This window comes from Aeribacillus sp. FSL k6-2211, assembly GCF_037966125.1.
Lineage (GTDB): Bacteria > Bacillota > Bacilli > Bacillales > Aeribacillaceae > Aeribacillus > Aeribacillus composti.
In genome coordinates this window covers 804,418-828,654 of the sequence record NZ_CP150190.1, presented here as the reverse complement: position 1 = coordinate 828,654, position 24,237 = coordinate 804,418, and the positions used below count along the sequence as shown (strand labels likewise).

Below are 24,237 nucleotides of genomic sequence, written 5' to 3'. Positions count from 1 at the left end.
AAATCACCTCACTTCTGACCTTGATTTTCAATGTATTTTTTTATGACTTCTATTGGTGCACCGCCTGTTGTAAGCAGGCAAAAGCTTCTTGACCAAAACATCTCTTTCCATAGTCTTTTTCGGATATGAGGAAAGTTTTTCTTTATCAGTCGAGAACTTGCACTCTTATAAGTATTGATGAACTTCGATAATTCAGAATTAGGATGTGCTTTGAATAGGATGTGGATATGATCCTTATCATGATTCCACTCTGTCAAAGTAATGTTGTATTTTTTTCCGATCTCAATGAACATATCTTTTGCAAAATCAGATATTTCATCGGTGAACACTTCTCTGCGATACTTTACAACTAATACAAGATGATAATGTAATAGGAACACTGAATGATTATTACTATCCAATTTCATTGATATATCAATCCTTTTTTATATATAAGACTGATTATATCAAAACCTTTGGCTAAAGCCAACCGAAATTCATCTCCCACCTACTCATTGGGCTACGCCCTGCACATTCCTTGAGGATGGGAGACTTCTTTCGGAAATCCGTTAAAATCCAAGCAATTTTCGAAAATAACTGGAGTAGGACTGACTGACAGGAATTTTATCACCGTTATTCATCAACAGCAAAAAAGTTGAATGTGCATCAGGGTAGATTTCCTTAATATGGTTGACATTCACAATAAAAGCCCGATGACAGCGAATAAAATAGTCCTTTGGAAGCAAGTATTCAAATTCCTGGAGAGAGTATTTATGCGTTCCTGAGCATCCTTCAGTGTACACATAGGTCTTTTTATCTTTTGCTTCTAAATACGCAACTTTCGAAAAAGGAATAGGAACCCATCCATCATCAGTTTTGACGGTCACAACAGATTTTCCATCCGTCAAAGCAGGAAAAATCGCAGTGACGCATCCCTCAAGCTTTCCTTCCCAAAAAAACGGCACAGCCATCCCGTGATAAGGAACGCCAAACACATCGCGGTTAATAAACTCAGAAACCTTTTGTTTGGTGTGCAAAGCTTTATACGCAATCGTTCCTTTTCTCACCAAGTCTCCCGGTCTGATTTTCAAATCAATCCGTTTGCTCGGCCGGTAATAGATATATTCCTTTGTATTGGAAACAGCAATCGAAACTTCATCAGAAAACAATTCACCAATAACATCTAAAATGGAAACTACTGAAATACGTTCCATTCTTCAACACCCTTCGTGATCTATAAATCTTCAAGATATTAATATTTTACATTTTTTTCACCCTTTTTGGCATAGTTCTTATCGAGTGCGATGAATATCGTCACCTTTTTCAAATAGGTTACGATAAATGTATGTCTTAAACAGTGTAAGACTTACGCAACATTCGTCTTTTAGTTTGAATATTTTTCTGATGTTTCCTTCTTTTTAACTTTTCACTATATTGATTAACGAAAACATATGAAATGTTACCGAAGTATCCTCGAATTTCTTCTATCAAGTAGTTTACATACTTCTTTAGTCATTGGAACAATCCGGCTTTTACGGCTATTGTTTTTGGTCCCAGTAACATAATAATACCGTTATCTAAAAATACCTGAAATTTCTGATTATTCAACTTAGTTTGCCCTTTGTTCTCACTCTACCATTAGTTTAATAGCACCATAGTCACGAAATCACGTAAATACTTATATCTTTGACGTTTCATAGCCTCTTTACTTGCGTGTCTGTAAGCACAAAGATTCGTTGTTTATCCTTATTAATTTTGGCATTTTTGACGAGACTTTCTTCAAATAATACCGTATTTATGTAGCTTTCTATAAATCGATTTAATAGCACCGAAAAGAATATCCACGGTTACAGATGACGTATTAATGTACCGTCTAATTTGGTCAGTAGTAAGATCTCTAAAACCGACAACATCTATAAAATTTTTTCAAGAACTTCAATAATCGGTACTCGTTCGTCCTGGATAGCTTCCGTTTTGTAAATGATCTTAGCGTGTTTTAATCCTTCTGCAACCGTCATAGAATCGAGATTACATCTACAATCAGATGTCTTGAAACTACCCTTCTAGCCTTTTTCGCATAATAAAAACCTCCAAAATTTTTCATTTTGGAGGCACGCGGTCTCTTTGTCTCTTTGATTCAGTAGGACGGAAACCTTACGAAAATACGTTGTCCGTTTTTCGGTAGTTCCCGTCCGTTGAACGACTTCTAAACCCTTGTTGCTCTAGGCTTACGCGCTCGGAGGGACTCGAACCCCCGACGGACGTGGTACCGGAAACCACCGCTCTATCCAACTGAGCTACGAGCGCATTTTTCAAATGTCACGAATTATATTATAATCGAACCGAACAGTATATGCAAGAATAAATTTTGCTTATTATCCATCGTGTCAAAATTGTTTTGAAAAATTCATTTTTCATCGTTGTTTGAAAAATAAAAAATGAGGGTATGATGGTACATGTATTGATCTTATAAATAATTATATATAAAAGTTTTTTGTTTGACCTTTATTGACCTTTTATGTATGATGGAATAGAAATGACTTTAACTTTGATGCGAGGGAGGAAACATAATGAATTTAATACCGACTGTTATTGAACAGACAAACCGTGGTGAACGTGCTTACGATATTTATTCAAGATTGTTAAAAGACCGCATTATTATCCTTGGTACGCCAATTGATGATCATGTTGCAAACTCCATCGTTGCTCAGCTTCTTTTCTTGGCAGCGGAGGATCCTGAAAAAGATATTTCCCTTTACATTAACAGCCCGGGCGGATCAATTACTGCTGGCATGGCGATTTATGATACGATGCAATTTATTAAACCTGATGTATCCACGATGTGTATAGGAATGGCTGCTTCCATGGGAGCATTCTTATTGGCGGCAGGTGCAAAAGGAAAACGTTTTGCCCTTCCGAATAGTGAAGTAATGATCCATCAACCGTTAGGAGGCGCGCAAGGTCAGGCAACTGACATTGATATTGCAGCTAGACGAATTCTCTCTTTAAGAGATAAATTGAACAGAATTTTATCTGAAAACACTGGCCAGCCTCTTGAAGTAATTGAACGTGATACGGACCGCGACAATTTTATGTCAGCTGAACGTGCAAAAGAATATGGGTTGATTGACAAAGTTTTAACAAAATAAAAGCTGCCTCAAATAGGAAGACAAAAAAATTTAAACATATCAAGCAGACAGTATAAAAATAAACCGCTGCTTCATACCTTCACGCATTTGAATGAGGAGCAAATGTCAAGAATGATCTTGACAGCAGCTCCTCATTTAACTTTTTGACCGGAATCGTCAGGCCGTTAACTGCCGACATTGCTTTAATCTAAGCCCAAAATGCGGATCGAGCCGGATGAAGGATTAAATATGCTTTCGGAGAGCCTGTGTAAACCGTATTTTGCTGAAGTTTTTTCTGGACACCTGCTGGCAAAAACAAGTGTTATACTCGATTTTTTCATGTTATAAAGGGCTAGAATCTCTCTTTATCCATTCAGCTGTAAGTCATTCGAACCATATCAAAGCACGTTTGTTTTTTCTTGAATGTTGATCGCAGATTTATGAAAAAATAGTACTTACACCAAATATATTGCTCGGATTCGCCCCGCTCTTTCGCAATGCTTTGAATCCAAAAGTTCCAGTTAAGAACCTTCACGAAGCTCTCTCCCAACATAAGATTTATCACAACTTTTCTATTAACGCACCCGAAGCCATTTCGTCTTCATATCAGTTTTAGCAAAAATAAAGCCCTCTTGTGGCTGACAGCGGTTGTTTCCTGCTTTCTCCCACAAGAGAGGCAATATCCATCCATTGATGAATTTTGTGGCAATTTTTTTGTTTGTTCACATTAATTTTCATTTTGAATGTAGTTGATAAGCGCTTCTAATGCTTCTTCCTCATCGTTTCCTTCTGCGATCAATGTGATCTCAGAGCCGCTGTTAATAGCTAAGCTCATCAACCCCATGATGCTTTTGGCGTTTACTTTCTTCCCGTCTTTTTCGATAAAAATGTCAGATGAAAACCTGTTGGCTTCCTGAACAAACAATGCAGCCGGTCGTGCCTGCAAACCGGTTTTTAACCGAACTTCCACTTTTTTCTCAACCATATTATAATCCCTCTCTTCTTAAAAATTTATTTAAATGAAATCGTTTTGCCAGCCCGCAATTTTTCAGCGATTTCATCGATTTTTCTTAATCGGTGGTTGATTCCCGATTTGCTGATTTTCCCGCTGGACACCATTTCACCTAGTTCCTTCAATGTCACATCTTGATACATAACCCGTAATTCTGCAATTTCCCTCAGCTTTTCAGGTAAGGCGCTTAATCCGATCTTTTCATCAATGAATTTTATATTTTCTACCTGCCGTAAAGCAGCTCCAATGGTTTTATTTAAATTTGCTGTTTCGCAATTGACAAGGCGGTTCACTGAATTTCTCATATCACGAACGATTCGGACATCTTCAAAACGCAGTAGAGCTTGATGGGCACCGATCAATGTCAAAAATTCCCCAATTTTTTCAGCTTCCTTTAAGTATGTAATATATCCTTTTTTCCGTTCCAGTGTTTTTGCATTTAAATAAAACGTATTCATCAAGCTGCATAGCGAATCGTTATGTTCCTTATATAACGACGAGATTTCCAAATGGTATGAAGAAGTTTCCGGGTTGTTGACAGATCCGCCCGCTAAAAACGCACCGCGCATATACGACCGCTTGCAGCACTTTTTTTTCACAAGGTCTAAAGAGATTTGATGGTTATACATAAAATCCTTGCCTAAAATTCGCAAATCCTCCAAAATCTCTTTTACTTGTTCATTCATTCTAACAATATAGACGTTATTCTTTTTTAATCGCATCTTTTTTCGTACAAGCAGCTTGATCGGAACGTCATATTTTTTTTTGATCAGCATGTAAATGCGTCTTGCAATCGCTGCGTTTTCAGTCTGCACATCCAAAAGCAATTCCCGGTTGGAAAATGACACAGTTCCGTTCATTCGGATGAGCGCGGACAACTCTGCTTTTAAACAACATTGTTTTACTTCCAGTGTTGTCAATTCTTTTTTCGTCTCTGAAGCAAACGACATGTTTCCATTACCGCCCTTTCCGATTACGTTTCTTCCAGAAGCAAATTTTTTAAGATGTTTGCCACTTTATTCGTATCATGTCGAATAACATGTTGATCGAAGGAGACCATGTTGTCCTGCACTACTCGAAGTCCCATATCTTTTAGCGCCTCTGCATCGACTTGGACAGGAAAAGCTGATTCTTTCGCGTAGCGTTTTTGTATGTATTCGGGAATAGATCCGTTGTTCACGAGGATCACATCAATAAACGGACAGTTTAAATGATCGTAAAGAGCCTTCACATGATCGCTCGCTGTATAGTTTAGCGTCTCCCCTGGCTGAGTCATGACATTGCATATATATATTTTTTTGGCCGAGGACTTGCAAACCTCCTCGCCAATTTTCGGAACGAGCAAATTCGGTAAAATGCTTGTATAAAGACTTCCAGGCCCTAAAATGATCATATGTGCCTGTCTGATGACATCGATCGTTTCTTGAAGAGGTTTTACATTTTTCGGGGTTAAAAACACCTTTTTAATTTTTTTTCCTGAAAAAGGGATTTTCGATTCCCCTTTCACAACAGATCCATCTTCCATCTCCGCATTTAATACAACGCTCTGGTTCGCTGCAGGCAAAACAGTACCGCGAACATTTAATACTTTACTCATTTCCCGAATGGCGTGCATAAAGTCGCCGGTGATATTGGTCATCGCTGCAAGTATTAAATTGCCGAGAGAATGGCCAGTCAAATCGTTCCCTTTTTTAAAACGATGCTGGAAAAGTTCCTCGATTAGCGGTTCCACATCGGAAAGAGCAGCTAACACGTTGCGAATGTCGCCCGGCGGGGGAATGTTCAGTTCATCACGAAGTCTACCGGAGCTGCCGCCATCATCTGCAACTGTTACAATGGCCGTGATATCAAAAGGGAGCAGCTTTAAGCCTCGAAGCAGAACAGATAATCCGGTTCCTCCTCCAATAATGACGATTTTCTTTTTATCCATAGTTATCGATAGTTTCTCCTTTCAATATCACGATGGGATACATGCACTTTGTAGTTTTTGCGGAAAAAATCCCCTAAATATTCAGCCAGAGTCACCGAGCGATGCTGTCCGCCAGTGCAACCGATTGCAATGACCACTTGACTTTTTCCTTCTCTTTGAAAATGAGGGATCATAAATGAGAGTAAATCTGTCAGCTTCTCTAAAAATTTAGATGTCTCTGTCCATTTTAAAACATATGATGAAACTTCTTCGTCAAGCCCCGTCTTAGGGCGCATATGATCAATATAATACGGGTTGGGCAAAAATCTCACGTCAAACACTAAGTCCGCGTCGATCGGCAAACCATATTTAAATCCAAATGATAAAACGTTCAACGTAAAGGTTTGATCGCCATTTTCTGCGAACTGTTTTAAAATTTTTTCTCTTAATTCTCTTGGCTTTAAGTTGGATGTATCATATACAATTTGCGCACGTCCCTTTAATTCCTCCAGCATTTCCCGTTCAAGGCGGATCCCCTCAAGCGGAAGACCTTTTGGAGCTAATGGATGGGTTCTTCTCGTCTCTTTATACCGGTTAACTAATACTTGATCATGTGCATCAAGAAACAAAATTTGCGGTGCGATCCACGGGATATCATTGATTTCTTCAATTGCCTGATGGAAAGATTCAAAAAATTCCCTTCCCCTCAAATCCATAACTACAGCTACTTTGTTCATTTTCGTTCTCGATTCTTTCATAAGCTCTAGAAACTTGGACAAAAGAGTAGGTGGAAGATTATCGACGCAAAAATATCCAAGATCTTCAAAGCTTTGAATCGCAACCGTCTTACCTGCCCCGGACATCCCCGTAATAATAACCATCTTAATATTTGAAGTTTCACTCATCATTCAAAGCCCCCCGTTTTTTCAAAAGAAAAATATTCAGTAACAGATGTTGAATAGGAAATATCGGGATTTATTTTTTTGATCTGATAGCTTTTTGATCAAGGATGAGAAGAGTCAAATCATAAATTTATTTAGCGGAAATTTTGAAACTGGCATGTATATCCTCTTCTCTGAACCTTGGCTTCGATTTTCTTGCAGCTGAAGTTTTCTTTATTGTGGATCGAGCCGATAAGACAAAAGCTCATAATCAGGTGTATAGATGAATGTTCCATACATGATTCCTGACCCTTTAATCATATATTCAATAATGTGGTAGTCGCCCGCAGCCATCGGCAACTGTTTAATTTCATCAATCGAGTGCCATTTCAGCTTTCCTTCCTCAGTTTCCAAAACATTTTCCCCGTTAAATTGTGTTGCGAAAAATGTAAACATCATCCATTCTTGAACAACCTTATCTCCATCTTTGACAATGATCGTGAAAATCCCTTTAATTTTTGGATTTATTAAATAAATTCCAGTTTCTTCTCTAAATTCTCTTACAACAGATTCTTTTATCGATTCCCCTTGCTCCATTTTCCCTCCAGGGGCTACCCACCAATTCCGGCGCGGTTTTTGAAGCAAGAGCAGCTGACCTTCATGAACAAGAACACAATTTGTAACCCTTTGCAAAGCAAGTTCACCCCTAGGTTGCGGTACATAAAAAATATTTATTCCTTTTATTATACAATTAAATGCTATAGTGTCTCAATGCGCATGCTTTCCTACTTTATCATACGTTTTTTCTCTTTTAAAGGTTTCAAAAGAAAAGGTGCAATAAAAAAAGGAGCATGGGAAGGGTTGCCCATGCTCAAAAGTATATATTATAAAAGGGGGTCAATTACTACTTTTATAGTAACTGAATTTTATTTCATTGATGTTACAGCACAATTAAATCATAGTTACGATTTTGTTAACAATTTTAGGCATTTTTTAATTTCTCTTTTAATTCTTCAATATAATGTTGAGCACTTTGGGCAGCAATGCTTCCGTCACCAGTTGCAGTTACAATTTGCCGCAAAGATTTTTCCCGAATATCTCCTGCCGCAAAGATGCCGGGAATTTTCGTTTCCATGTTTTCATTTGTTTCAATATATCCTGCTTCATTCGTAATTCCGAGATTTTCAAAAGGTTTGGACAGCGGCACCATGCCAATGTATACAAATACACCGTCTATCTCTTTTTCTGTTTCTTCATTTGTTATCGTATTTACGAGCGTGACTTTGCCAACCTTCCCGTCGACTTCATGAATTTCTTTTACTGTATGATTCCAAATAAAATCAATCTTTTCATTATCAAAGGCGCGCTGCTGCAATATTTTTTGGGCGCGCAATTGATCGCGGCGATGAACGATTGTCACACTGTTCGCAAAGCGGGTTAAATAAACTCCTTCCTCGACAGCAGAGTCTCCGCCGCCGACAACAATCAAATCTTTTCCTTTAAAGAATGCTCCGTCGCATACAGCACAATAAGAGACGCCTCGTCCGCCCAGTTCTTTCTCTCCAGGCACGCCGAGCTTTTTATATTCGGCCCCTGTAGCGATAATCACTGCTCTTGCTTTATATTCTTTGTTGCCTGTTTTGACGATTTTATATTCGCCTTCATCGACAATTTCCTTCACATCTCCATATTCGTATTCAGCACCAAATTTTTTAGCATGTTCAAACATTTTATTTGATAGCTCTGGACCTAAAATATGATCAAATCCAGGATAGTTTTCAACATCTTCCGTATTGGCCATTTGTCCTCCAGGCACGCCTCTTTCTATCATTAAAGTAGAAAGGTTGGCGCGGGATGTGTAAACAGCAGCTGTCAATCCTGCAGGTCCTGCTCCGGCAATGATACAATCATAAATTTTTTCTTCAGACACGAGACTCACTCCTCATCATATGATCCAATAAATAATACAAAATTATTATTCCCTACAACATATCCTATATAAAATAAATGTCTCGTGCTATTTATTTGCTCACATTTTCAATTTTTTTGCGACGCGCACGTATTTAGACAGCGTAGCTTTGCTGATGTTAAAATGATTTGCCGCACCATCTTGTGTGATGTTTTTTCCTATCTGTTTCATCCATAAATAATAGACAGCTGCTGACCATGCGTTGACATTGCGAAATTTTATGTCGAACTTAAAGGCATTTTTGAAAAGCCGAAACCAAAATAAAACCAATTCTTTTCCTTCTAACGTTTTGTCCATTAAACTATCGGCCACATGGAAAGCGAAATGAACAGCATGAAAACCTGTCGGCCTTTTGCCATTTAAAACGCTTAAAGCATATTGAACAGCTTCTCTTTCAAGACGAGTTTCAAACTCCTGTTCATTTACTAAATATGCTCGTTCATCCATTTTCATTGCGAAATAGATAGAGAGCAGCCGCTCCGGGACTTGATTTTCCATTTCGTTTAGCCCTTTCATATTCCACGGTTCAGAGCCTTCCTTCCGCGGATTTAAATACAGAACCTTCTTCCATATTTTTTTAGCAAAGTCATAGTGTCCTATAAAATAAGAAGAGTATGCGAGCCAATAATAAAACGTGTCATCCCCCTCAAATCCCTTTCGATACAAGGCATGGAGCCTCTTGAATGCATGAGGATAAAAGCCGATGAGTGCAAACGTCGCCCCCAGTTTATATTGGTGCTCCGAAACAAGCGGATAAACCCTTTTTAGTTTTTCAACTAGCATGCTTATGCTCGTTTCATCACCTTCATAATAAAAAAATACAAGCAAATTGCATAAAGCATGCAAATTCCCTGGATTTTTCCGGAGCACGAGGGAAATCATGTCCTTCGCTTTTTCCACTTCCCCAAGGTAAAAATAGGCAAGCGCCAAATTGTTATAAGCGGACCAAAACTCTGGGTAATCAGTTATAATCTCTTTTAAAATGGAAATAGATTCTTGAAACTGTCCATTTTCAAGCAAAGAGCGCGCTTTTTCTTGCTTCACGATTAGATCATCCGAATGCTCAGCCTCTTCTTCCATTTCGATCATTTCAAGAAGATCGCTGTTTTCTACGGAAAATATGCCTTGCGGCGCCTTTTCCTTATATATCATTGCATGTTTATAAGCTTCGTGAAACAAGCCGAGATGAGCATAATTATTTGCAAGAAAATAATAGCATTCTACCGAATGAGGGTGAATATGTTCAATAATATATGTTAATAGTTCGTTTGATTTTTGAAACTTTCCTAATTCGGTATAAATGCTGGCCAGCCTGCAAATCATTTCTTCGTTATACGGATCCAGATCTACTGCCCGCTTGACGAATTTTGAAGCCGACTGCAAATCGCCTTTTTGATAAGCCTTTAATCCCCAGCGATAAAACGTTGCACTGTCTTGGAAAAACGAAACAATTTTTGAATCTTCGTCTTTTTTTACTTTACGGTTTCCCACTCAAACCCTCCATTTCACTTTATTTGCCGAGGGATAGTATACCATATCTTATAAATAGGAAAAACCTATTTTTACTCGCGATTATTTTTCATGTCTTTCTTTTAAAACTGTCAATACTTCATCGAGCGGAAGCTTTTGCTCGCGCAGCAGAACAAGCAAATGAAATAATAAATCCGCGGCTTCCCATTTCAGCTCATCATGGCTGCGGTTTTTTGCTGCAATAATGACCTCTGAAGCTTCTTCTCCAACCTTTTTTAAAATTTTGTCCAAGCCTTTTTCAAACAAATAGGTAGTATAAGAGCCTTCCGGACGCTCAGCTTCACGCTCAGCAATGACGGCCTCCAGCTTGTTAATAATATCAAAACGGCTACCGTCCACCTGGCCGCCACTTTCTTTTGAAAAACAGCTGTATTGTCCTGTATGGCAGGCCGGACCATTCGGGATTACCAGCACGACAAGCGCGTCCTTGTCACAGTCATAGCGTATCTCTTGAACAGTTTGTGTATTGCCGGACGTTTCTCCTTTATGCCAAAGTTTTTGGCGAGAACGGCTGTAAAACCATGTTTCCTTCGTTTCCAACGTTTTTTTTAGCGACTCTTCGTTCATATAAGCTACTGTTAACACTTCTTTGCTAACAGCATCTTGAACAACCGCAGGAATAAGTCCATTTTCATCGAATTTGAGTTCTGCTATGTTCACCGTATATTCACCCCTTCTTTTTGCAAAAATCTTTTTACTTCTTTGACTGATGTTTCTTTGTAATGGAAAATGGAAGCTGCCAGCGCTGCATCCGCTCGGGCAACGCGAAAAACTTCAAGAAAATGCTCAGCATTACCGGCGCCGCCGGATGCAATGACTGGGACGGGAACTGCCTCGCTTACTTTTTTGGTTAAGTCAATATCAAAGCCGGATTTTTCTCCATCCTGATCCATGCTAGTCAGCAAAATCTCGCCAGCACCTCTTTTTACAGCTTCCTTTGCCCACGCCACGACTTCCCATTCGGTCGCTTTTCGTCCCCCGTGCGTATAGACGCGGTGGCTTCCGAGCTGCGGATCGTATTTTGCGTCAATCGCTACCACAATGCACTGGCTGCCAAAGTAATCAGCTCCCTCCATAATCAGCGAAGGGTTTAATACAGCAGAAGTGTTAATGGAAACTTTATCCGCACCAGCACGCAAAATTTTTTTCATATCTTCCAAAGAGTTGATTCCGCCTCCGACCGTAAAGGGAATGGCTAATGTTGCTGCTACTCGTTCGACAACATCAATCATCGTTTTTCTGCCTTCATGAGATGCGGAAATATCTAAGAAGACAAGCTCATCTGCTCCTTCTTCATCATAAAATTTCGCTAGCTCCACTGGATCGCCCGCATCTTTCAACTGGACAAATTGCACGCCTTTGACGACACGTCCGTCCTTAACATCTAGACAAGGAATGATGCGTTTCGTAATCATAGCCCATTCACCTCATGGATAGCATCGCGGAGGCTGAACTTTTTCGTATAAAGCGCTTTTCCGACAATAGCGCCTTTCACTCCATCCTGTTCATATTGCTTTAACTTTTTCAAATCATCAATGGAGCTTACCCCTCCGGAAGCGATGACTGTTTTTCCAGTTGCTTTTGCCATTTCCACAATCGCCTTGACATTTGGTCCCGAGAGCATTCCATCTGTTGCAATATCAGTAAAAATAAATGTTTCTGCACCGCTTTTCGCCAGTTCTTTTCCAAGATCAACCGCTTTAACTTCGGACGTATTCAGCCAGCCTTCTGTTGATACATAGCCATTTTTCGCATCGATACCGATTGCGATTCGGCCGCCGTATTCAGCCAGCATTTTTTCAACAAATGACCTGTTTGAAACGGCAGAACTGCCTAAAATAACCCTGGAAATGCCGTTTTCCAAATATTCGTATACATCTTTTTCTGTGCGAATGCCGCCGCCAACTTGTACCTTTACTTTTAGCTCTTTTGCCACTTTCAAAACATGTTGATGGTTCACGCGGACTCCGTCTTTTGCCCCATCCAAATCTACCATATGAATCCAGTCAGCACCTTCCTTTACAAACGACTCGGCGACAGCAAACGGTGAATCTCCGTAAACCGTTTCTTTATTGTAATCGCCTTGAAGCAGCCGGACGCATTTCCCTCCGCGCAAATCAATGGCAGGAAAAATAGTAAAACTCATCATTAGCTCACATCCTTGATACAAAAGTTAAATAGTTTTTCAAGATGGCTAGTCCCAGCTTGCCGCTTTTTTCCGGATGAAACTGGCAGCCGAATACATTTCCACTTCCTACAATAGCCGGAACCGTCACACCGTATGAAGCGCTAGCGACCACAACGTCCGGATCGTTTACGACCGCATAATAAGAATGGACAAAGTATACGTAATCTTCTTGAAGACCAGTTATAAGAGGATGATCTCGTTGAAAAGCCAGCTTATTCCATCCCATATGCGGGACTTTTACATTTTCTCCTGGAATTCTTTTTACTTGGCCGTTTAAAAAGCCGAGTCCTTCAGTCCAGCCGTGTTCTTCGCTTTCGTTGAACAAAAGCTGCATGCCAAGACAAATACCTAATAAAGCCTTTCCCTTTTGCACTTCGTCCTTCAAAAATTTATCTGTTTTTGTTTCCGTTAAAATAGCCATCGCGTCTTTGAATGCGCCTACTCCTGGCAATATATAAGCTGTTGCCTTTTCAAGCTCGTTTAAATCACTTGATACAAAATATTCTGCATTCATGCGTTCCAAGGCTTTCGAGACGCTGTATAAATTCCCCATGCCATAGTCGATCACGCCAATCATTTTTACAACATCCCCTTCGTTGATGGAACCCCTTTGACTCTGGGGTCGATCATAGTCGCTTCATCAAGAGCTCTCCCCAACGCTTTAAATACAGCTTCAATCATATGATGGGTATTCATTCCATAGTGAATGATTACATGCAGGTTCATCCGGGCTTCAAGCGCCAGCTTCCATAAAAATTCATGAACAAGCTCCGTATCAAATGTTCCTACTTTCCCCTTCGGCAATTCTCCACGCATTTCAAAATGCGGTCGGTTGCTTAAATCAATAACAACCTGCGCTAAAGAGTCATCCATTGGGACAAAGGCATGACCGTACCGTTTAATTCCTTTTTTATCGCCTAGTGCTTGTTGAATCGCCTGTCCCAAACAAATGCCAATATCCTCTGTCGTATGGTGATCATCAATGTCAATGTCGCCTTCTGCCTCAATCTTTAAATCAAAATGGCCATGCCTTGTGAACAGATCAAGCATATGAGTTAAAAAAGGAACTCCAGTTTTTAGATCTGCACGGCCTTCACCATCTATTGAAAATGACAGCTGAATATTCGTTTCGTTCGTTTTTCGAGATATTGTGGCGGTTCTATTCATTTCGATCACTTCCTCTTTTTTCTAGTCGAGCTTCAATTGCTCTTGCATGCGCCTCTAATCCTTCATATCTTGCAAACTTTGCAATTTTTGAAGCATGTGCACGGAATGCTTCTTCACTGTATGAAATGATGCTTGACTTTTTCATAAAGTCATCCACGTTAAGCGGGCTGGAAAAACGCGCTGTTCCGTTTGTCGGCAAAACGTGATTGGGACCTGCGAAATAATCGCCTACAGGTTCACTGCTATATCTCCCTAAAAAGATGGCTCCTGCATGTTTAATTTTTGGCAGAACACCCGTCGGGTTTTCCGTTAATACCTCCAAATGCTCAGGTGCCAGTTGGTTGACTATCCCAACCGCTTCCTCGATTGAATCCGTTATATAAATAGCACCGAACTGTTCGATCGAAGCAGCGGCGATATCTTTTCGCGGCAATTCGGCCAATTGTGCCGCAACTTCCTTTTGAACTTCCTTTGCTAATTTTATAGAAGGCGTAACAAGGATGCTGGTTGCCAGCCTGTCATGCTCTGCTTGCGATAATAAATCGGCCGCAACTTCATGCGGAACAGCCGTTTCATCAGCTAAGACGACAATTTCACTTGGCCCGGCGATCATATCGATATCAACTGTTCCAAATACCTCCCGCTTTGCAAGAGCGACGAATATATTGCCAGGACCGACAATTTTGTCGACCGGTTCGATTGTTTCTGTACCGTAAGCTAGAGCGGCAATTGCTTGGGCACCGCCAGCTTTATATATTTCCGATACGCCAGCTTCATTGGCTGCCACCAGCACTTCCGCCGGCAGGCTCCCATTTTGATCTGGAGGAGAAACGAGCACGATTCTGCCTACACCAGCCACTTTAGCCGGCATGATATTCATTAAAACAGAAGAAGGATAGGCAGCTGTGCCCCCGGGAACATAAACGCCGACAGCATCTAGCGGCGTTAATTTCTGACCGAGCATTGTTCCTTTTTCATCGAAATAAAACCATGATTCTTTCTTTTGTTTTTCATGAAAATGAAAGATATTTTCTGCTGCTTCTTGAACAATGTCAATGAATTCTTTATCTACCGCTTCGTACGCTCGACTAATTTCTTCTTTTGATACGCGCAAAGATTGAAGATCTGCCCCATCAAAACGTTTCGTATATTCGTATAGCGCCTGATCGCCTTCCTTTTTGACTCGTTCAATAATTTCCTTCACAATTTTGCGCTGCTCCTCTGTTCCAGCGTCAATCGATCTTTTCAAGGAAAGCTTTTGATCCTTAGTGATGTGAATAATTTTCAATCCGAATCCTCCTTTCCTTCTTCCACTGTTTTGGCAAGCCGCTCCACAAGCATGTCGATCGGCTTGTCCTTCATCCGATAGCTGACGGGATTGACAATGAGTCTTGAAGTGATATCAGCAATATGTTCAAATTCTACTAATCCGTTTTCTTTTAACGTTCTTCCCGTCGAAACAATATCGACAATTCTGTCAGCCAGTCCAATCAATGGCGCCAGCTCGATCGATCCATTCAAATGAATGATTTCGACCTGCTCCCCTTGCTCTCGAAAATATTTAGAAGCCACATTTGGATATTTTGTCGCCACCTTTGGAGCGATGTCATTCATTTTCGTATCAGGCAGTCCGGCTACAGCCAGATGACATTTGCTAATTTTCAAATCAAGCACTTCAAAAACATCCCGCTCTTCTTCCATCATGACATCCTTTCCGGCGATCCCAACATCTGCAACACCATGCTCTACATATGTTCCGACATCCATCGGCTTCGCTAAAATAAAGCGAATATTTTCTTCCGGCACGGTCAAAATTAGTTTTCTTGATTCATCAAATTCGTCTGGCAGCTTGTAGCCTGATTTTCTTAATAGTTCGACAGCTTCTGAAAAAATTCGCCCTTTCGGCATCGCAATCGTTAACATGCTCATCACTCTCTCACCTTTCCTGGTTTTCCGAGGAAATAATAAATATCTGTAAATTGACCTGTAAACCTGTCGATTTGATCGATACCGGAAATATCTTGCATGACAACCTGTTTTCCTTCTTTTCGCAGCTTATTGGCATACCGAAAAGCTTCTTGTCGATTCTCTCTGCTGAATATGATGCAATAGCGATCTTTATTCAAATTTAAATCCCCCAGAGCTTCCAGCAAATTATCTAACCGTATGCCAAAGCCTGTCGCCGGGGCAGGACGTTCAAATTTTTCTAAAAGATGGTCATAGCGCCCGCCGTTTCCGATCGGAAGTCCAACACCGTTCGCATATAATTCAAAAATCACGCTTGTGTAATAACTCATGTGGCTGACGATATTCAGTTCCAATTTGATATATTGATCCACTTCATAAGCTCTTAATTGGATAAGGAGCTGTTTTAAATCTTCCAGCGCTTTCTTCCCGCTGTCACAAGCAACAAGGCTTGAAGCTTCATCTGCCTTCTCAATTCCTCCTTTTAAATCAATGACTCTTAAAAGGCGTTCTTTGTCAATGGTAGAGAGAGATAATCTTTTCACATGCTCGCGGTATCCGACAAAGTTCTTTTCATATAAATAGCGGCGCAGCTTCTCCGCCCGTTCTTCCTTCCCTAAAATTTCTCCGAACAAAGCATTGATAAATCCGATATGCCCAATGGAAATTTTAAAATCTTTAAGGCCAGTATTTTTTAAGGCATATATCATTAGAGCGATCGCTTCCGCATCAGCACTAATCGTTCCATCGCCAATCAGCTCAATGCCAATTTGTTCAAATTCTGCCGGTCTGCCGCCTTCATGCTGCTGTGCACGAAACACATTTGCAGAATAAGCGAGCCTTAACGGCAAGCTTTCTTTCATCAGCTTGGAAGCCGCAATTCGTGCAATGGGAGCTGTCATATCTGGTCTTAAAACGAGCGTATGCCCCTGCCTGTCAAGAAGTTTAAATAATTGCTGCTCTTGTATCGCCGACTGAACTCCTACCGTTTCATAAAATTCCAACGTTGGAGTCTCCAAAAATTGATAACCCCAGCTTTCAATCACATTCATCATTTTTTTACGAACGCTTTCTTTTATGACATATAAGCCCGGCAATGTATCCCGCATTCCTAAGGGCTTTTCAAACATAAACACTCACTGACACCTCCATGGCGCATTCACTTTAATCCGCTAATATGTTACCATACTACCAAAATAAAGATTTATAATCAATAAGTTTTTGATGTAAACTTCTTTCACAAAGCGCCTTTATTTCACTTTCGCTCAATCCTGCTTAATCAAAAAGCGGTAAGCGAAAAAATTGATGACGCTTACCGCTTTCTTTTTTCCATTTCTTCTTTTGTGTAGATGATTTGCATTGGATTTCCTCCTGCAAAAGAGCCTTCCGGAACATCTTTATGAACTACAGTGCCGGCAGAAACGATAGCTCGATTTCCAATTTTCACACCAGGCAAAATAGTCGTGTTTGCTCCGATCATGACTTCATCTCCAATTTCCACTTCGCCGATGCGATATTCATCAATTAAATATTCATGTGCTAAAATCGTCGTGTTGTATCCGATAATAGAATTGCGCCCAACTTTAATTTTTTCCGGGAACAAAATATCTACCATAACCATAAATGCAAACGATGTTTGCTGTCCGATTTTCATGCCAAGAAATGTGCGGTAAAGCCAGTTTTTGATAGACATAAATGGAGTGTAGCGCGCGATAAGAATCACGATGACATTTTTGACAACTTTCCAAAAAGAAACCGTCTTGTACACCTGCCAAAGGGAGTTTGCGCCTTCAACAGGAAATTTATCCGTTCTTCTCACAATCTTCACTCCATCACAATGTTCAATAAATCACTCATTTTGTCCAGCACAAAATCTGGCTTTAACGATTCTATATACTCTCTCCCTTTTATGCTCCAAGCAACTCCTGCCGTTAATGTTCCTGCATTTTTTCCCGCCTCTATATCATGAAGGTTATCTCCCACCATTAATGCATTAGACGGATCGGAACCGAGCAATTTAAGAGCGGACAAGACAGGCTCAGGATGAGGCTTCGCATGCTGTACATCATCCAGTGTGATAATTGCGTCAAAAAATGAATCCATTTCCGTTAATTTCAGCCCCATCATAACAGTGTCGCGAATTTTCGTTGTCACAATGCCCAGTTTCAATCCCTTTTCTTTTAAAGCTCGAACCGTTTCGTGCACATGATCATATTCCTTCACAAGCAGATCATGCTGGGCATGATTAAACTCCCGATATCTTCGGACCATTTCCTCCGCTTTTTCAGGGTTAATACGTTGAAATGTGTCAATAAGCGGAGGCCCGATGAAAGGAAGTATATCTTCCCGTTGATATTTGCCCGGATAATAATAGTTTAGCGTATGTAAAAACGATTCAATAATTAATTCATTTGTGTTTATTAACGTGCCGTCCAAATCAAACAATACGGTGTCAATGTTCATAAACCGTTCCCCTTTTCCCGATATGTGCTTGTTTTTTCCAGACAAAACCGATAATCATCGTTAAAAGAATGGCTGCGAACAGCCGGATGAGTAAAAGCGGCCAAACTGAACCGACGATCGGAACAAAAATCAATGTGTCTTCTATCACAGCATGGCAGGCAACGAGGAATATAAACGCCAGCGTTAAATCGCGATGCTCCACTCCATCTTCTTTTACTGCTTGCAGCATCACGCCAGCCCCGTAGGCAAGCCCGAAAATTAATCCTGCCGCAAGCGTTGTCGAAGTGTTCTTCTTCATTCCCAGCATTTCGGTTACCGGCTCCATCTTTTTTGAGAAAGTGTCGACCCAGCCTAAATCTTTCATAAATTGAATGGCAATCATTAGCGGGATGACGATGGCCGCAAGCTGAATGACTCCCATTGCCGCTTTTTCAAGCCCTTCAAGTAAGATCATTCCCCAGTCTGAAGGCACGGCATCTTGTTGAGATATAAATCCGTATTGAGCTTTTTCTCCACCGCCGTCCCAAAAAAGATTGATGATAAAAGCCGAAAAAAATGCCAGTCCGAGCCGGACGGACAAGATGATCCACAGTTTCACACCGACTTTGCTTGCTACAGTCGTTTCGATTAATAAGTTGTGGGAAAATGACAGCATGACTGCCAAAATAAAGACTTCTTTTACCGTAAAATCAATGGACAAAATGGCTCCAATCGCCGCATACAAGTTAAGAAAATTCCCAATCACAAGGGGGATAGCAGCATCTCCATTTAACCCGATCACCTTCATGACCGGCGTTATAAAATGAACCATCCAATCAATCAAAGGAGTATGTTGTAAAAATGAAACAATCAACGTTACAGGGAAAATGACTTTACCGAGAGTCCACGTTGTTTCCAATCCTGTTTGTAATCCTTTTTTCAATGTTTGTTTCAAAGTTTCACCTTCATTCCAGCAATTTATCAATATTCATCTAAATATCTTTCTACTTTTTTTAGTCTCCGGTAAATTATAAGAGCAATTGCACTAAGAATAAGTAAAATCGAAATGACCCGTGCCATTTTTACCGTTTCCGTAAGCATCAAACTATCAGTTCTCATGACTTCGATAAAAAATCGCCCGATCGAATACCAAATAACATATGATAAAAACAGCTCTCCACGCCGCAAATTAAACCTTCTTAGCAAAATTAAAATGATGAACCCAGCGAGATTCCAAATGGATTCATATAAAAAAGTCGGGTGATAATATTGTCCATTTATATACATTTGATTAATGATAAATTCAGGCAAGTGGAGATTTTCCAAAAATTCTCTTGAAACAGGTCCTCCATGAGCTTCCTGGTTAATAAAATTCCCCCATCTGCCGATCGCCTGCCCTAAAATAATACTCGGTGCAGCTATATCAGCCAGTTGCCAGAAAGATAGTTTTTTTACTTTTGCATACACAATCCCGGTTGCCACAGCACCGATTAACCCGCCGTGAATGGCAAGGCCACCATGCCAAATTTTAGGGATTTCCGAAAGATTTTCAGAATAATATTCCCATTGAAAAATGACATAATAAGTTCTGGCACATATAATCGCAATAGGAATAGCAAATAATGCAAGATCGACAAATATATCTTTATGAAGACCTCTTCTCTCCCCTTCACGCATCGCCAAATATAGGCCGAGCAATGCGCCGATTCCTATAATGATCCCGTACCAATGAACTTGTAATGGCCCTAGCTGAAATGCGATTGGATCAATGGGCTGAATTGCCTCTTTCATTCTCTCATCTCTCCTATTTCATCAATTAAAAATCATCGTGATCTCCATCTTCGATAACATCCGCCAATTTATTTGTAAATTGTTCCGCCGCATTGAATCCCATTCTTTTTAACCGGAAATTCATTGCCGCAACTTCAATAATAACAGCCAAGTTTCTTCCAGGACGGACAGGAATTGTTAATTTTGTCAGTTCCGCATCCAAAATTTTCATTTTCTCTTCATCGAGTCCTAAACGGTCGTATTGTTTGTTCGGATCCCATAATTCCAAATCGATAACAAGAGAAATTCGCTTATGACTGCGGACGGCTCCTGCACCAAACAATGTCATCACATCAATGATTCCAAGACCGCGGATCTCTAAAAGATGGCGGATCAATTCCGGCGCACTGCCGACTAATGTATCCCGATCCTCCTGACGAATTTCAACACAGTCATCTGCAATCAAGCGATGTCCTCTTTTCACCAGTTCAAGAGCAGTTTCACTTTTGCCGACCCCGCTTTTTCCTGTAATTAAAACACCCACCCCGTAAATATCAACAAGCACTCCATGTACAGCTGTCGTTGGAGCAAGCTTGCTTTCCAAAAAATTGGTTAAGCGGCTTGACAAGCGGGTCGTTTTTAATGGTGAGCGCAGCACTGGAACATTTGATTTTTCAGATGCCTCAATTAATTCCGGCGGAGCCTCCATCTCTCTTGACACAATGATTGCCGGTGTTACATCCGTACATAGCTGTTCCATCCGACTTTTCTTTTCTTCAGGCGTCAATTTTGCAAAAAACGTAAGCTCCGTTCTTCCCAGCAGCTGTATACGCTCTTTCGGATAATATGTAAAATAACCAGCCATTTCAAGACCAGGTCTGGAAAGATCACTTGTAATAATGGGCCGGCTGATTCCCTCTTCTCCGCTGATCAATTCAAGTTGGAATTTTTCGATAATATCTTTTGTACGTACTTTCGACACGAAGTCTTTCCTCCTTAGACTTAAAAAACTTTTTTCATCTTTTTATTGTAGCACTTTTCTTTTTGGCAACAAACATCTTTCATCAAAGACATTCATTGCTTAAAAGCAGAGACAAGGGCATCGGAGCGAAAGATACGGCTATTCAATCCAAAACTCTTCTTTTTTAGGAGGGAAAAAAAAATGCTTGTTGGAATAAGGTGAATATGCACGGACATAAAATTTGGAGCGACTCGGAAAATAATGGAGCAAGCGTAAAAAGCCTTCTCCTCCTTCAGGAGCCCCCTGATAGTCCGCCAATAATTCATAAACAATCCGATCAGGAGTCCCATCATGATCATCATCAATTTTTGTTTTTAATAACTCACTGTCATCATAATGGCCGCTCAAAACGATTTTTACATTTGGATTCTTTTTGACGATATTGCGAAATATACGATTTCCAACCAGCGTTCGTTTTCCATTTTTATGCAAATATTTATGGACAGCTATGATTGCTGTTCGGTCTGAATGACGTTTTAAGACTTCGTTCATCCAGCTGATGCTGTCTTTGTCAACATGCCAGCCGATATACAAAAAAAGAAAATGTTGATGTCCGAGCGTAATTAAATCGTAATGCCCTCGATTATTCCGATATCCCCCACCGTAATAAGGCTTCGTGAAAAAACGATCTTTTCCAAAATATTGATGAAACATTTTATATGATTTTCCTTTTACTAAATCGTGATTGCCCGCAAGCACTCCATAAGGAATAGACACCTGTTCCAGTTTTCGGAACATGCGGTCTGCTTGAACCCACTGCTGTTTCTTTTCCGCACGGTTGACAATATCACCGGTATGAACAACATATTGTATATTCCAATTATCACGATTTTGCACAATCCAGTCCATTTGATTACGAAAAATATGAGGGTATTTTTCCGAATAGTATTGAGTGTCTGAAAGCCATACGATCGTGTAGACGTTTGAATCATTTGGCGAAGCTGCAAGCTCAAAGCTAGGAAATGCGGGAGATAAAATCATGAAAACAAAAATAATAAGAGGAAAGATTTTTTTCATTTATATCACCTATTCGTATCATTCCCGAAACGATAGGAGATATGAATGAAAAAATCTTTTTCATTAGTCTTTAAAACGGTTCATAAACACCAATTGAATGAGCAGATTCAAAAATGAAATGAAGATGGAGGCGAGGAGGGCAGTTCCAAAGCCATCAATATTAAAGGCATCTCCCATTATTGCCTGGGCAATCATCAACGTAACTGCATTGATGACAAATAAAAATGTTCCGAGAGTAAAAACCGTAATCGGCAATGTCAATAATATTAGAAACGGCTTCACAAAAACATTTAACACTGACAAAATCATACTAGCTACAATAGCCGCTCCAACTCCGCTTAAATAAAACGAATCAAAGAACCCAGCTACAACAATCAAAATCAGTGCATTTAATAAAATGCTTGTCAACCATCTAATAAACATCGAAATTCGTCCTTTTCACTTTCTATTTACAAATTATTATAACACTTTCTATGTGAAAGTATGAAACAGATTGACATTTTTTCACTATTCTGGTAACATTCTTTACACAAATGGGAAAGGAGTTGATAGGCTTTATATTTTCTGAATTTTCATATTTTGCTTGCCCTAGACGACTCGTCTTTCTGTCCTGACGTAAACGTTTGTTTATTTTAACAGAAAGGAGGGGCAGCAGTTCAAATGAACTCATTGTATCTTTTATCTGATTACCTGTTAATGAAAGCCTATTATGAAGCCATTCAAATCGAGGCTAGTGAAGAGTTTATCGTTTTATTAGAAGAAGAAATTGTTAGAAGAGGAATTGTCCTTTCCTCTCCTAACATAAATGTACAATAAAATTAAACTCACGGAGAAAATTATACCATTTTTTCGTTATTTTGTAAAACGAATTTTTCTTGAATTGGAATGGATGTTTCATGATCGTTTATATAATTTTTTCTGAAAGGGGTTGTTACATAAGCAGAAAACTGACTTATGGACAGCCCTTCATACGTTATGACACAATGTAAGAAAAAGGCCGTTCTCCTTTCTCGAACGATGTCAGGGCATTTTTTCATGCTAAATAAATTTAATTTTTTGCTAGAGAAATATGTTTTCATTTATTCATTAGCACAAATTGTGTGCAATTAGGTGGAAACTGGCATTTGCAATGAACGCAGCTTTTGTACAAAAGCTGCGAATTTTTCATTTGTCCACCAAGCAATTATCACGAAACGCGCACTGCTGTATCATATTAGTCCACACTTTGTTCGTAGCACAATTCATGACTTTATATAGGAAAAATTTCACCAAATCGTATCTTCATCTATAAAAGAAACTGAAGGACAACCGAAAATTTAAATAGTGTGGCAACTAGTCCGAAAAGCCATGAAGCGATCAATGGATAAATTTAAAACAATTAATTATCTCGACCTAATTTTTTTGTAAAAAGACCCCACAAAGTGCAATATTTACACATGTGGGGCTTCTTTTTTTCAATTGGTTCAATGTCATTTGGTGTTTTTTTAATATTTCCGTAAATTAGGAAAATTCCATCCAATTATGCAGTTGTTTTTAGATCCATCCGTTTTTCATAACGGCTCATTTTCTTTTCGAGTTTGGCAAATATGACTTCACATACCCAACAAATAATCCAGTAGATGATCGATGCAACTAAATACATTTCTAAAAATTTATATCCATTATTTGCTATAATTCTTGTAATGGCTAAAATTTCTACGACTTTTACAGCAAAAGCTAAAGATGTTGCTTTGATCAGTCCAATAAACGTATTGCCTAAATTCGGAAAAGCCACAACGAATGCTTGAGGCAGGACGATTCGATATAATCCTTGTGCAGTTGTCATGCCGACTGAGTACGCAGCTTCCATTTGTCCAGCGTTTACTGCATTGATCGATGCGCGGAATATTTCTGCCTCATAAGCAGCTGTATTGATTGTATAAGCAATTAATGCATAAATCATCGTCGGAACTTCATCCGCATTTAAATTCAATCCGAAATGATGATTAAGAAAATCAAACAATACCGGAACACCGTAGAAAAAGACGTACAATTGGACAACTAACGGTGTTCCCCGAATAAAAGAAATATAAACGATGGACAATTGATTTAGTACAGGAACTTTATATATTCTGCAAAGAGCAATAAGCAGCCCGAATACAAGTCCAAGCACCATCGCAACAATGGCAATCGTCAATGTCACTGGCACACCTTTTAACACTTCAGGCACTTGCTCTAAAGCAAATTTAACATCAATAGTTGTTGCCACGAGTTATCACG

The 24,237-nt window shown here is 39.7% G+C and carries 27 protein-coding genes and 1 tRNA gene; 2 read left to right on the top strand and 26 right to left on the bottom strand.

Going from position 1 to position 24,237, the window contains the following annotated elements:
- Positions 1-8 precede the first annotated feature (8 nt).
- From tnpA to NSU19_RS04055, 3 genes are all read right to left on the bottom strand, one after another.
- Positions 9-407, bottom strand: a complete 399-nt coding sequence (gene tnpA, locus NSU19_RS04065; RefSeq protein WP_094245197.1) for an IS200/IS605 family transposase — start codon at positions 405-407, stop codon at positions 9-11.
- Positions 408-548: 141 nt separating this feature from the next.
- The gene (locus NSU19_RS04060; RefSeq protein WP_066249117.1) at positions 549-1,193 is read right to left on the bottom strand and encodes a LytTR family DNA-binding domain-containing protein; all 645 of its coding nucleotides are present in this window, start codon (positions 1,191-1,193) and stop codon (positions 549-551) included.
- A gap of 1,017 nt (positions 1,194-2,210) precedes the next feature.
- Positions 2,211-2,286 (bottom strand) — tRNA-Arg (locus NSU19_RS04055).
- A gap of 263 nt (positions 2,287-2,549) precedes the next feature.
- Between NSU19_RS04055 and clpP the strand changes: the two genes are divergently transcribed.
- Positions 2,550-3,128, top strand: coding sequence for an ATP-dependent Clp endopeptidase proteolytic subunit ClpP (clpP, locus tag NSU19_RS04050; RefSeq protein WP_063389160.1), 579 nt, complete (start codon positions 2,550-2,552; stop codon positions 3,126-3,128).
- A gap of 706 nt (positions 3,129-3,834) precedes the next feature.
- Here clpP and NSU19_RS04045 read toward each other — a convergent pair.
- The 22 genes from NSU19_RS04045 to NSU19_RS03940 all read right to left on the bottom strand — a co-directional run bounded on the left by NSU19_RS04045 (position 3,835) and on the right by NSU19_RS03940 (position 22,401).
- The gene (locus NSU19_RS04045; protein ID WP_063389161.1) at positions 3,835-4,092 is read right to left on the bottom strand and encodes an HPr family phosphocarrier protein; all 258 of its coding nucleotides are present in this window, start codon (positions 4,090-4,092) and stop codon (positions 3,835-3,837) included.
- Positions 4,093-4,118: 26 nt separating this feature from the next.
- Entirely contained in the window at positions 4,119-5,069 is a 951-nt protein-coding gene (gene whiA, locus NSU19_RS04040; protein ID WP_063389162.1) for a DNA-binding protein WhiA, read from the bottom strand.
- Positions 5,070-5,092: 23 nt separating this feature from the next.
- Complete coding sequence (locus NSU19_RS04035) at positions 5,093-6,049, bottom strand: YvcK family protein (protein WP_063389163.1); 957 nt, start codon at positions 6,047-6,049, stop codon at positions 5,093-5,095.
- 2 nt (positions 6,050-6,051) lie between these two features.
- Positions 6,052-6,936: an RNase adapter RapZ gene (gene rapZ / locus NSU19_RS04030; RefSeq protein ID WP_186439301.1), complete on the bottom strand. Its 885-nt coding sequence runs from the start codon at positions 6,934-6,936 to the stop codon at positions 6,052-6,054.
- Positions 6,937-7,143: 207 nt separating this feature from the next.
- A complete protein-coding gene (locus NSU19_RS04025; protein WP_063389164.1) occupies positions 7,144-7,602 on the bottom strand; it encodes an 8-oxo-dGTP diphosphatase in 459 nt (152 codons plus the stop codon).
- Between the two features lie 289 nt (positions 7,603-7,891).
- Positions 7,892-8,839: a thioredoxin-disulfide reductase gene (gene trxB, locus NSU19_RS04020; RefSeq protein ID WP_063389165.1), complete on the bottom strand. Its 948-nt coding sequence runs from the start codon at positions 8,837-8,839 to the stop codon at positions 7,892-7,894.
- A 99-nt stretch (positions 8,840-8,938) separates the two neighbouring features.
- Complete coding sequence (locus tag NSU19_RS04015; protein ID WP_063389166.1) at positions 8,939-10,369, bottom strand: tetratricopeptide repeat protein; 1,431 nt, start codon at positions 10,367-10,369, stop codon at positions 8,939-8,941.
- A gap of 81 nt (positions 10,370-10,450) precedes the next feature.
- Positions 10,451-11,068 carry a bifunctional phosphoribosyl-AMP cyclohydrolase/phosphoribosyl-ATP diphosphatase HisIE gene (gene hisIE / locus NSU19_RS04010; RefSeq protein ID WP_063389167.1) on the bottom strand — a complete coding sequence of 206 codons (618 nt, stop codon included), beginning with the start codon at positions 11,066-11,068 and terminating at the stop codon, positions 10,451-10,453.
- Positions 11,065-11,823: an imidazole glycerol phosphate synthase subunit HisF gene (gene hisF, locus NSU19_RS04005; RefSeq protein WP_339198896.1), complete on the bottom strand. Its 759-nt coding sequence runs from the start codon at positions 11,821-11,823 to the stop codon at positions 11,065-11,067. The genes hisIE and hisF overlap by 4 nt, the downstream gene beginning before the upstream one ends.
- On the bottom strand, positions 11,820-12,557 hold the full coding sequence (gene hisA, locus NSU19_RS04000; protein WP_063389169.1) for a 1-(5-phosphoribosyl)-5-[(5-phosphoribosylamino)methylideneamino]imidazole-4-carboxamide isomerase: 738 nt from the start codon (positions 12,555-12,557) through the stop codon (positions 11,820-11,822). Before hisA ends, hisF begins: the two co-directional genes overlap by 4 nt.
- Positions 12,558-12,561: 4 nt before the next feature.
- The gene (hisH, locus tag NSU19_RS03995; protein ID WP_063389170.1) at positions 12,562-13,173 is read right to left on the bottom strand and encodes an imidazole glycerol phosphate synthase subunit HisH; all 612 of its coding nucleotides are present in this window, start codon (positions 13,171-13,173) and stop codon (positions 12,562-12,564) included.
- 2 nt (positions 13,174-13,175) lie between these two features.
- Positions 13,176-13,763 carry an imidazoleglycerol-phosphate dehydratase HisB gene (hisB, locus tag NSU19_RS03990; RefSeq protein WP_063389171.1) on the bottom strand — a complete coding sequence of 196 codons (588 nt, stop codon included), beginning with the start codon at positions 13,761-13,763 and terminating at the stop codon, positions 13,176-13,178.
- The gene (gene hisD / locus NSU19_RS03985) at positions 13,756-15,051 is read right to left on the bottom strand and encodes a histidinol dehydrogenase (RefSeq protein ID WP_339198893.1); all 1,296 of its coding nucleotides are present in this window, start codon (positions 15,049-15,051) and stop codon (positions 13,756-13,758) included. Before hisD ends, hisB begins: the two co-directional genes overlap by 8 nt.
- A complete protein-coding gene (gene hisG / locus NSU19_RS03980) occupies positions 15,048-15,695 on the bottom strand; it encodes an ATP phosphoribosyltransferase (protein WP_186439300.1) in 648 nt (215 codons plus the stop codon). Before hisG ends, hisD begins: the two co-directional genes overlap by 4 nt.
- Positions 15,692-16,864: an ATP phosphoribosyltransferase regulatory subunit gene (locus NSU19_RS03975; RefSeq protein WP_327856540.1), complete on the bottom strand. Its 1,173-nt coding sequence runs from the start codon at positions 16,862-16,864 to the stop codon at positions 15,692-15,694. The genes hisG and NSU19_RS03975 overlap by 4 nt, the downstream gene beginning before the upstream one ends.
- 176 nt (positions 16,865-17,040) lie before the next feature.
- Positions 17,041-17,547: an acyltransferase gene (locus NSU19_RS03970; RefSeq protein WP_066249061.1), complete on the bottom strand. Its 507-nt coding sequence runs from the start codon at positions 17,545-17,547 to the stop codon at positions 17,041-17,043.
- 5 nt (positions 17,548-17,552) lie between these two features.
- Entirely contained in the window at positions 17,553-18,191 is a 639-nt protein-coding gene (gene ppaX / locus NSU19_RS03965; RefSeq protein ID WP_339194361.1) for a pyrophosphatase PpaX, read from the bottom strand.
- Positions 18,181-19,125 (bottom strand): nucleoside recognition domain-containing protein, encoded by a 945-nt coding sequence (locus tag NSU19_RS03960; protein WP_339194360.1) that lies wholly within the window; start codon positions 19,123-19,125, stop codon positions 18,181-18,183. Before NSU19_RS03960 ends, ppaX begins: the two co-directional genes overlap by 11 nt.
- A gap of 26 nt (positions 19,126-19,151) precedes the next feature.
- Positions 19,152-19,961, bottom strand: coding sequence for a prolipoprotein diacylglyceryl transferase (lgt, locus tag NSU19_RS03955; protein ID WP_339194359.1), 810 nt, complete (start codon positions 19,959-19,961; stop codon positions 19,152-19,154).
- Between the two features lie 25 nt (positions 19,962-19,986).
- Positions 19,987-20,922 (bottom strand): HPr(Ser) kinase/phosphatase, encoded by a 936-nt coding sequence (gene hprK, locus NSU19_RS03950; protein WP_066249051.1) that lies wholly within the window; start codon positions 20,920-20,922, stop codon positions 19,987-19,989.
- Between the two features lie 138 nt (positions 20,923-21,060).
- Complete coding sequence (locus NSU19_RS03945) at positions 21,061-21,978, bottom strand: metallophosphoesterase (RefSeq protein WP_066249048.1); 918 nt, start codon at positions 21,976-21,978, stop codon at positions 21,061-21,063.
- A gap of 63 nt (positions 21,979-22,041) precedes the next feature.
- Positions 22,042-22,401 (bottom strand): phage holin family protein, encoded by a 360-nt coding sequence (locus tag NSU19_RS03940; protein WP_063389178.1) that lies wholly within the window; start codon positions 22,399-22,401, stop codon positions 22,042-22,044.
- 237 nt (positions 22,402-22,638) lie between these two features.
- Here NSU19_RS03940 and sda point away from each other — a divergent pair, with 237 nt between their 5' ends.
- Entirely contained in the window at positions 22,639-22,794 is a 156-nt protein-coding gene (sda, locus tag NSU19_RS03935; protein ID WP_094245206.1) for a sporulation histidine kinase inhibitor Sda, read from the top strand.
- A gap of 703 nt (positions 22,795-23,497) precedes the next feature.
- Here sda and NSU19_RS03930 read toward each other — a convergent pair.
- The gene (locus NSU19_RS03930; RefSeq protein ID WP_339198890.1) at positions 23,498-24,226 is read right to left on the bottom strand and encodes an amino acid ABC transporter permease; all 729 of its coding nucleotides are present in this window, start codon (positions 24,224-24,226) and stop codon (positions 23,498-23,500) included.
- Between the last annotated feature and the right edge of the window lie 11 nt (positions 24,227-24,237).

Bases quoted from the DNA above. Each gene is read 5' to 3' on its own strand.
- tnpA (WP_094245197.1), bottom strand. From the start codon at position 407: ATGAAATTGGATAGTAATAATCATTCAGTGTTCCTATTACATTATCAT.
- NSU19_RS04060 (WP_066249117.1), bottom strand. From the start codon at position 1,193: ATGGAACGTATTTCAGTAGTTTCCATTTTAGATGTTATTGGTGAATTG.
- clpP (WP_063389160.1), top strand. From the start codon at position 2,550: ATGAATTTAATACCGACTGTTATTGAACAGACAAACCGTGGTGAACGT.
- NSU19_RS04045 (WP_063389161.1), bottom strand. From the start codon at position 4,092: ATGGTTGAGAAAAAAGTGGAAGTTCGGTTAAAAACCGGTTTGCAGGCA.
- whiA (WP_063389162.1), bottom strand. From the start codon at position 5,069: ATGTCGTTTGCTTCAGAGACGAAAAAAGAATTGACAACACTGGAAGTA.
- NSU19_RS04035 (WP_063389163.1), bottom strand. From the start codon at position 6,049: ATGGATAAAAAGAAAATCGTCATTATTGGAGGAGGAACCGGATTATCT.
- rapZ (WP_186439301.1), bottom strand. From the start codon at position 6,936: ATGATGAGTGAAACTTCAAATATTAAGATGGTTATTATTACGGGGATG.
- hisF (WP_339198896.1), bottom strand. From the start codon at position 11,823: ATGATTACGAAACGCATCATTCCTTGTCTAGATGTTAAGGACGGACGT.
- hisA (WP_063389169.1), bottom strand. From the start codon at position 12,557: ATGATGAGTTTTACTATTTTTCCTGCCATTGATTTGCGCGGAGGGAAA.
- hisH (WP_063389170.1), bottom strand. From the start codon at position 13,173: ATGATTGGCGTGATCGACTATGGCATGGGGAATTTATACAGCGTCTCG.
- hisB (WP_063389171.1), bottom strand. From the start codon at position 13,763: ATGAATAGAACCGCCACAATATCTCGAAAAACGAACGAAACGAATATT.
- ppaX (WP_339194361.1), bottom strand. From the start codon at position 18,191: ATGAACATTGACACCGTATTGTTTGATTTGGACGGCACGTTAATAAAC.
- lgt (WP_339194359.1), bottom strand. From the start codon at position 19,961: ATGAAAGAGGCAATTCAGCCCATTGATCCAATCGCATTTCAGCTAGGG.
- NSU19_RS03945 (WP_066249048.1), bottom strand. From the start codon at position 21,978: ATGAAAAAAATCTTTCCTCTTATTATTTTTGTTTTCATGATTTTATCT.
- NSU19_RS03940 (WP_063389178.1), bottom strand. From the start codon at position 22,401: ATGTTTATTAGATGGTTGACAAGCATTTTATTAAATGCACTGATTTTG.
- sda (WP_094245206.1), top strand. From the start codon at position 22,639: ATGAACTCATTGTATCTTTTATCTGATTACCTGTTAATGAAAGCCTAT.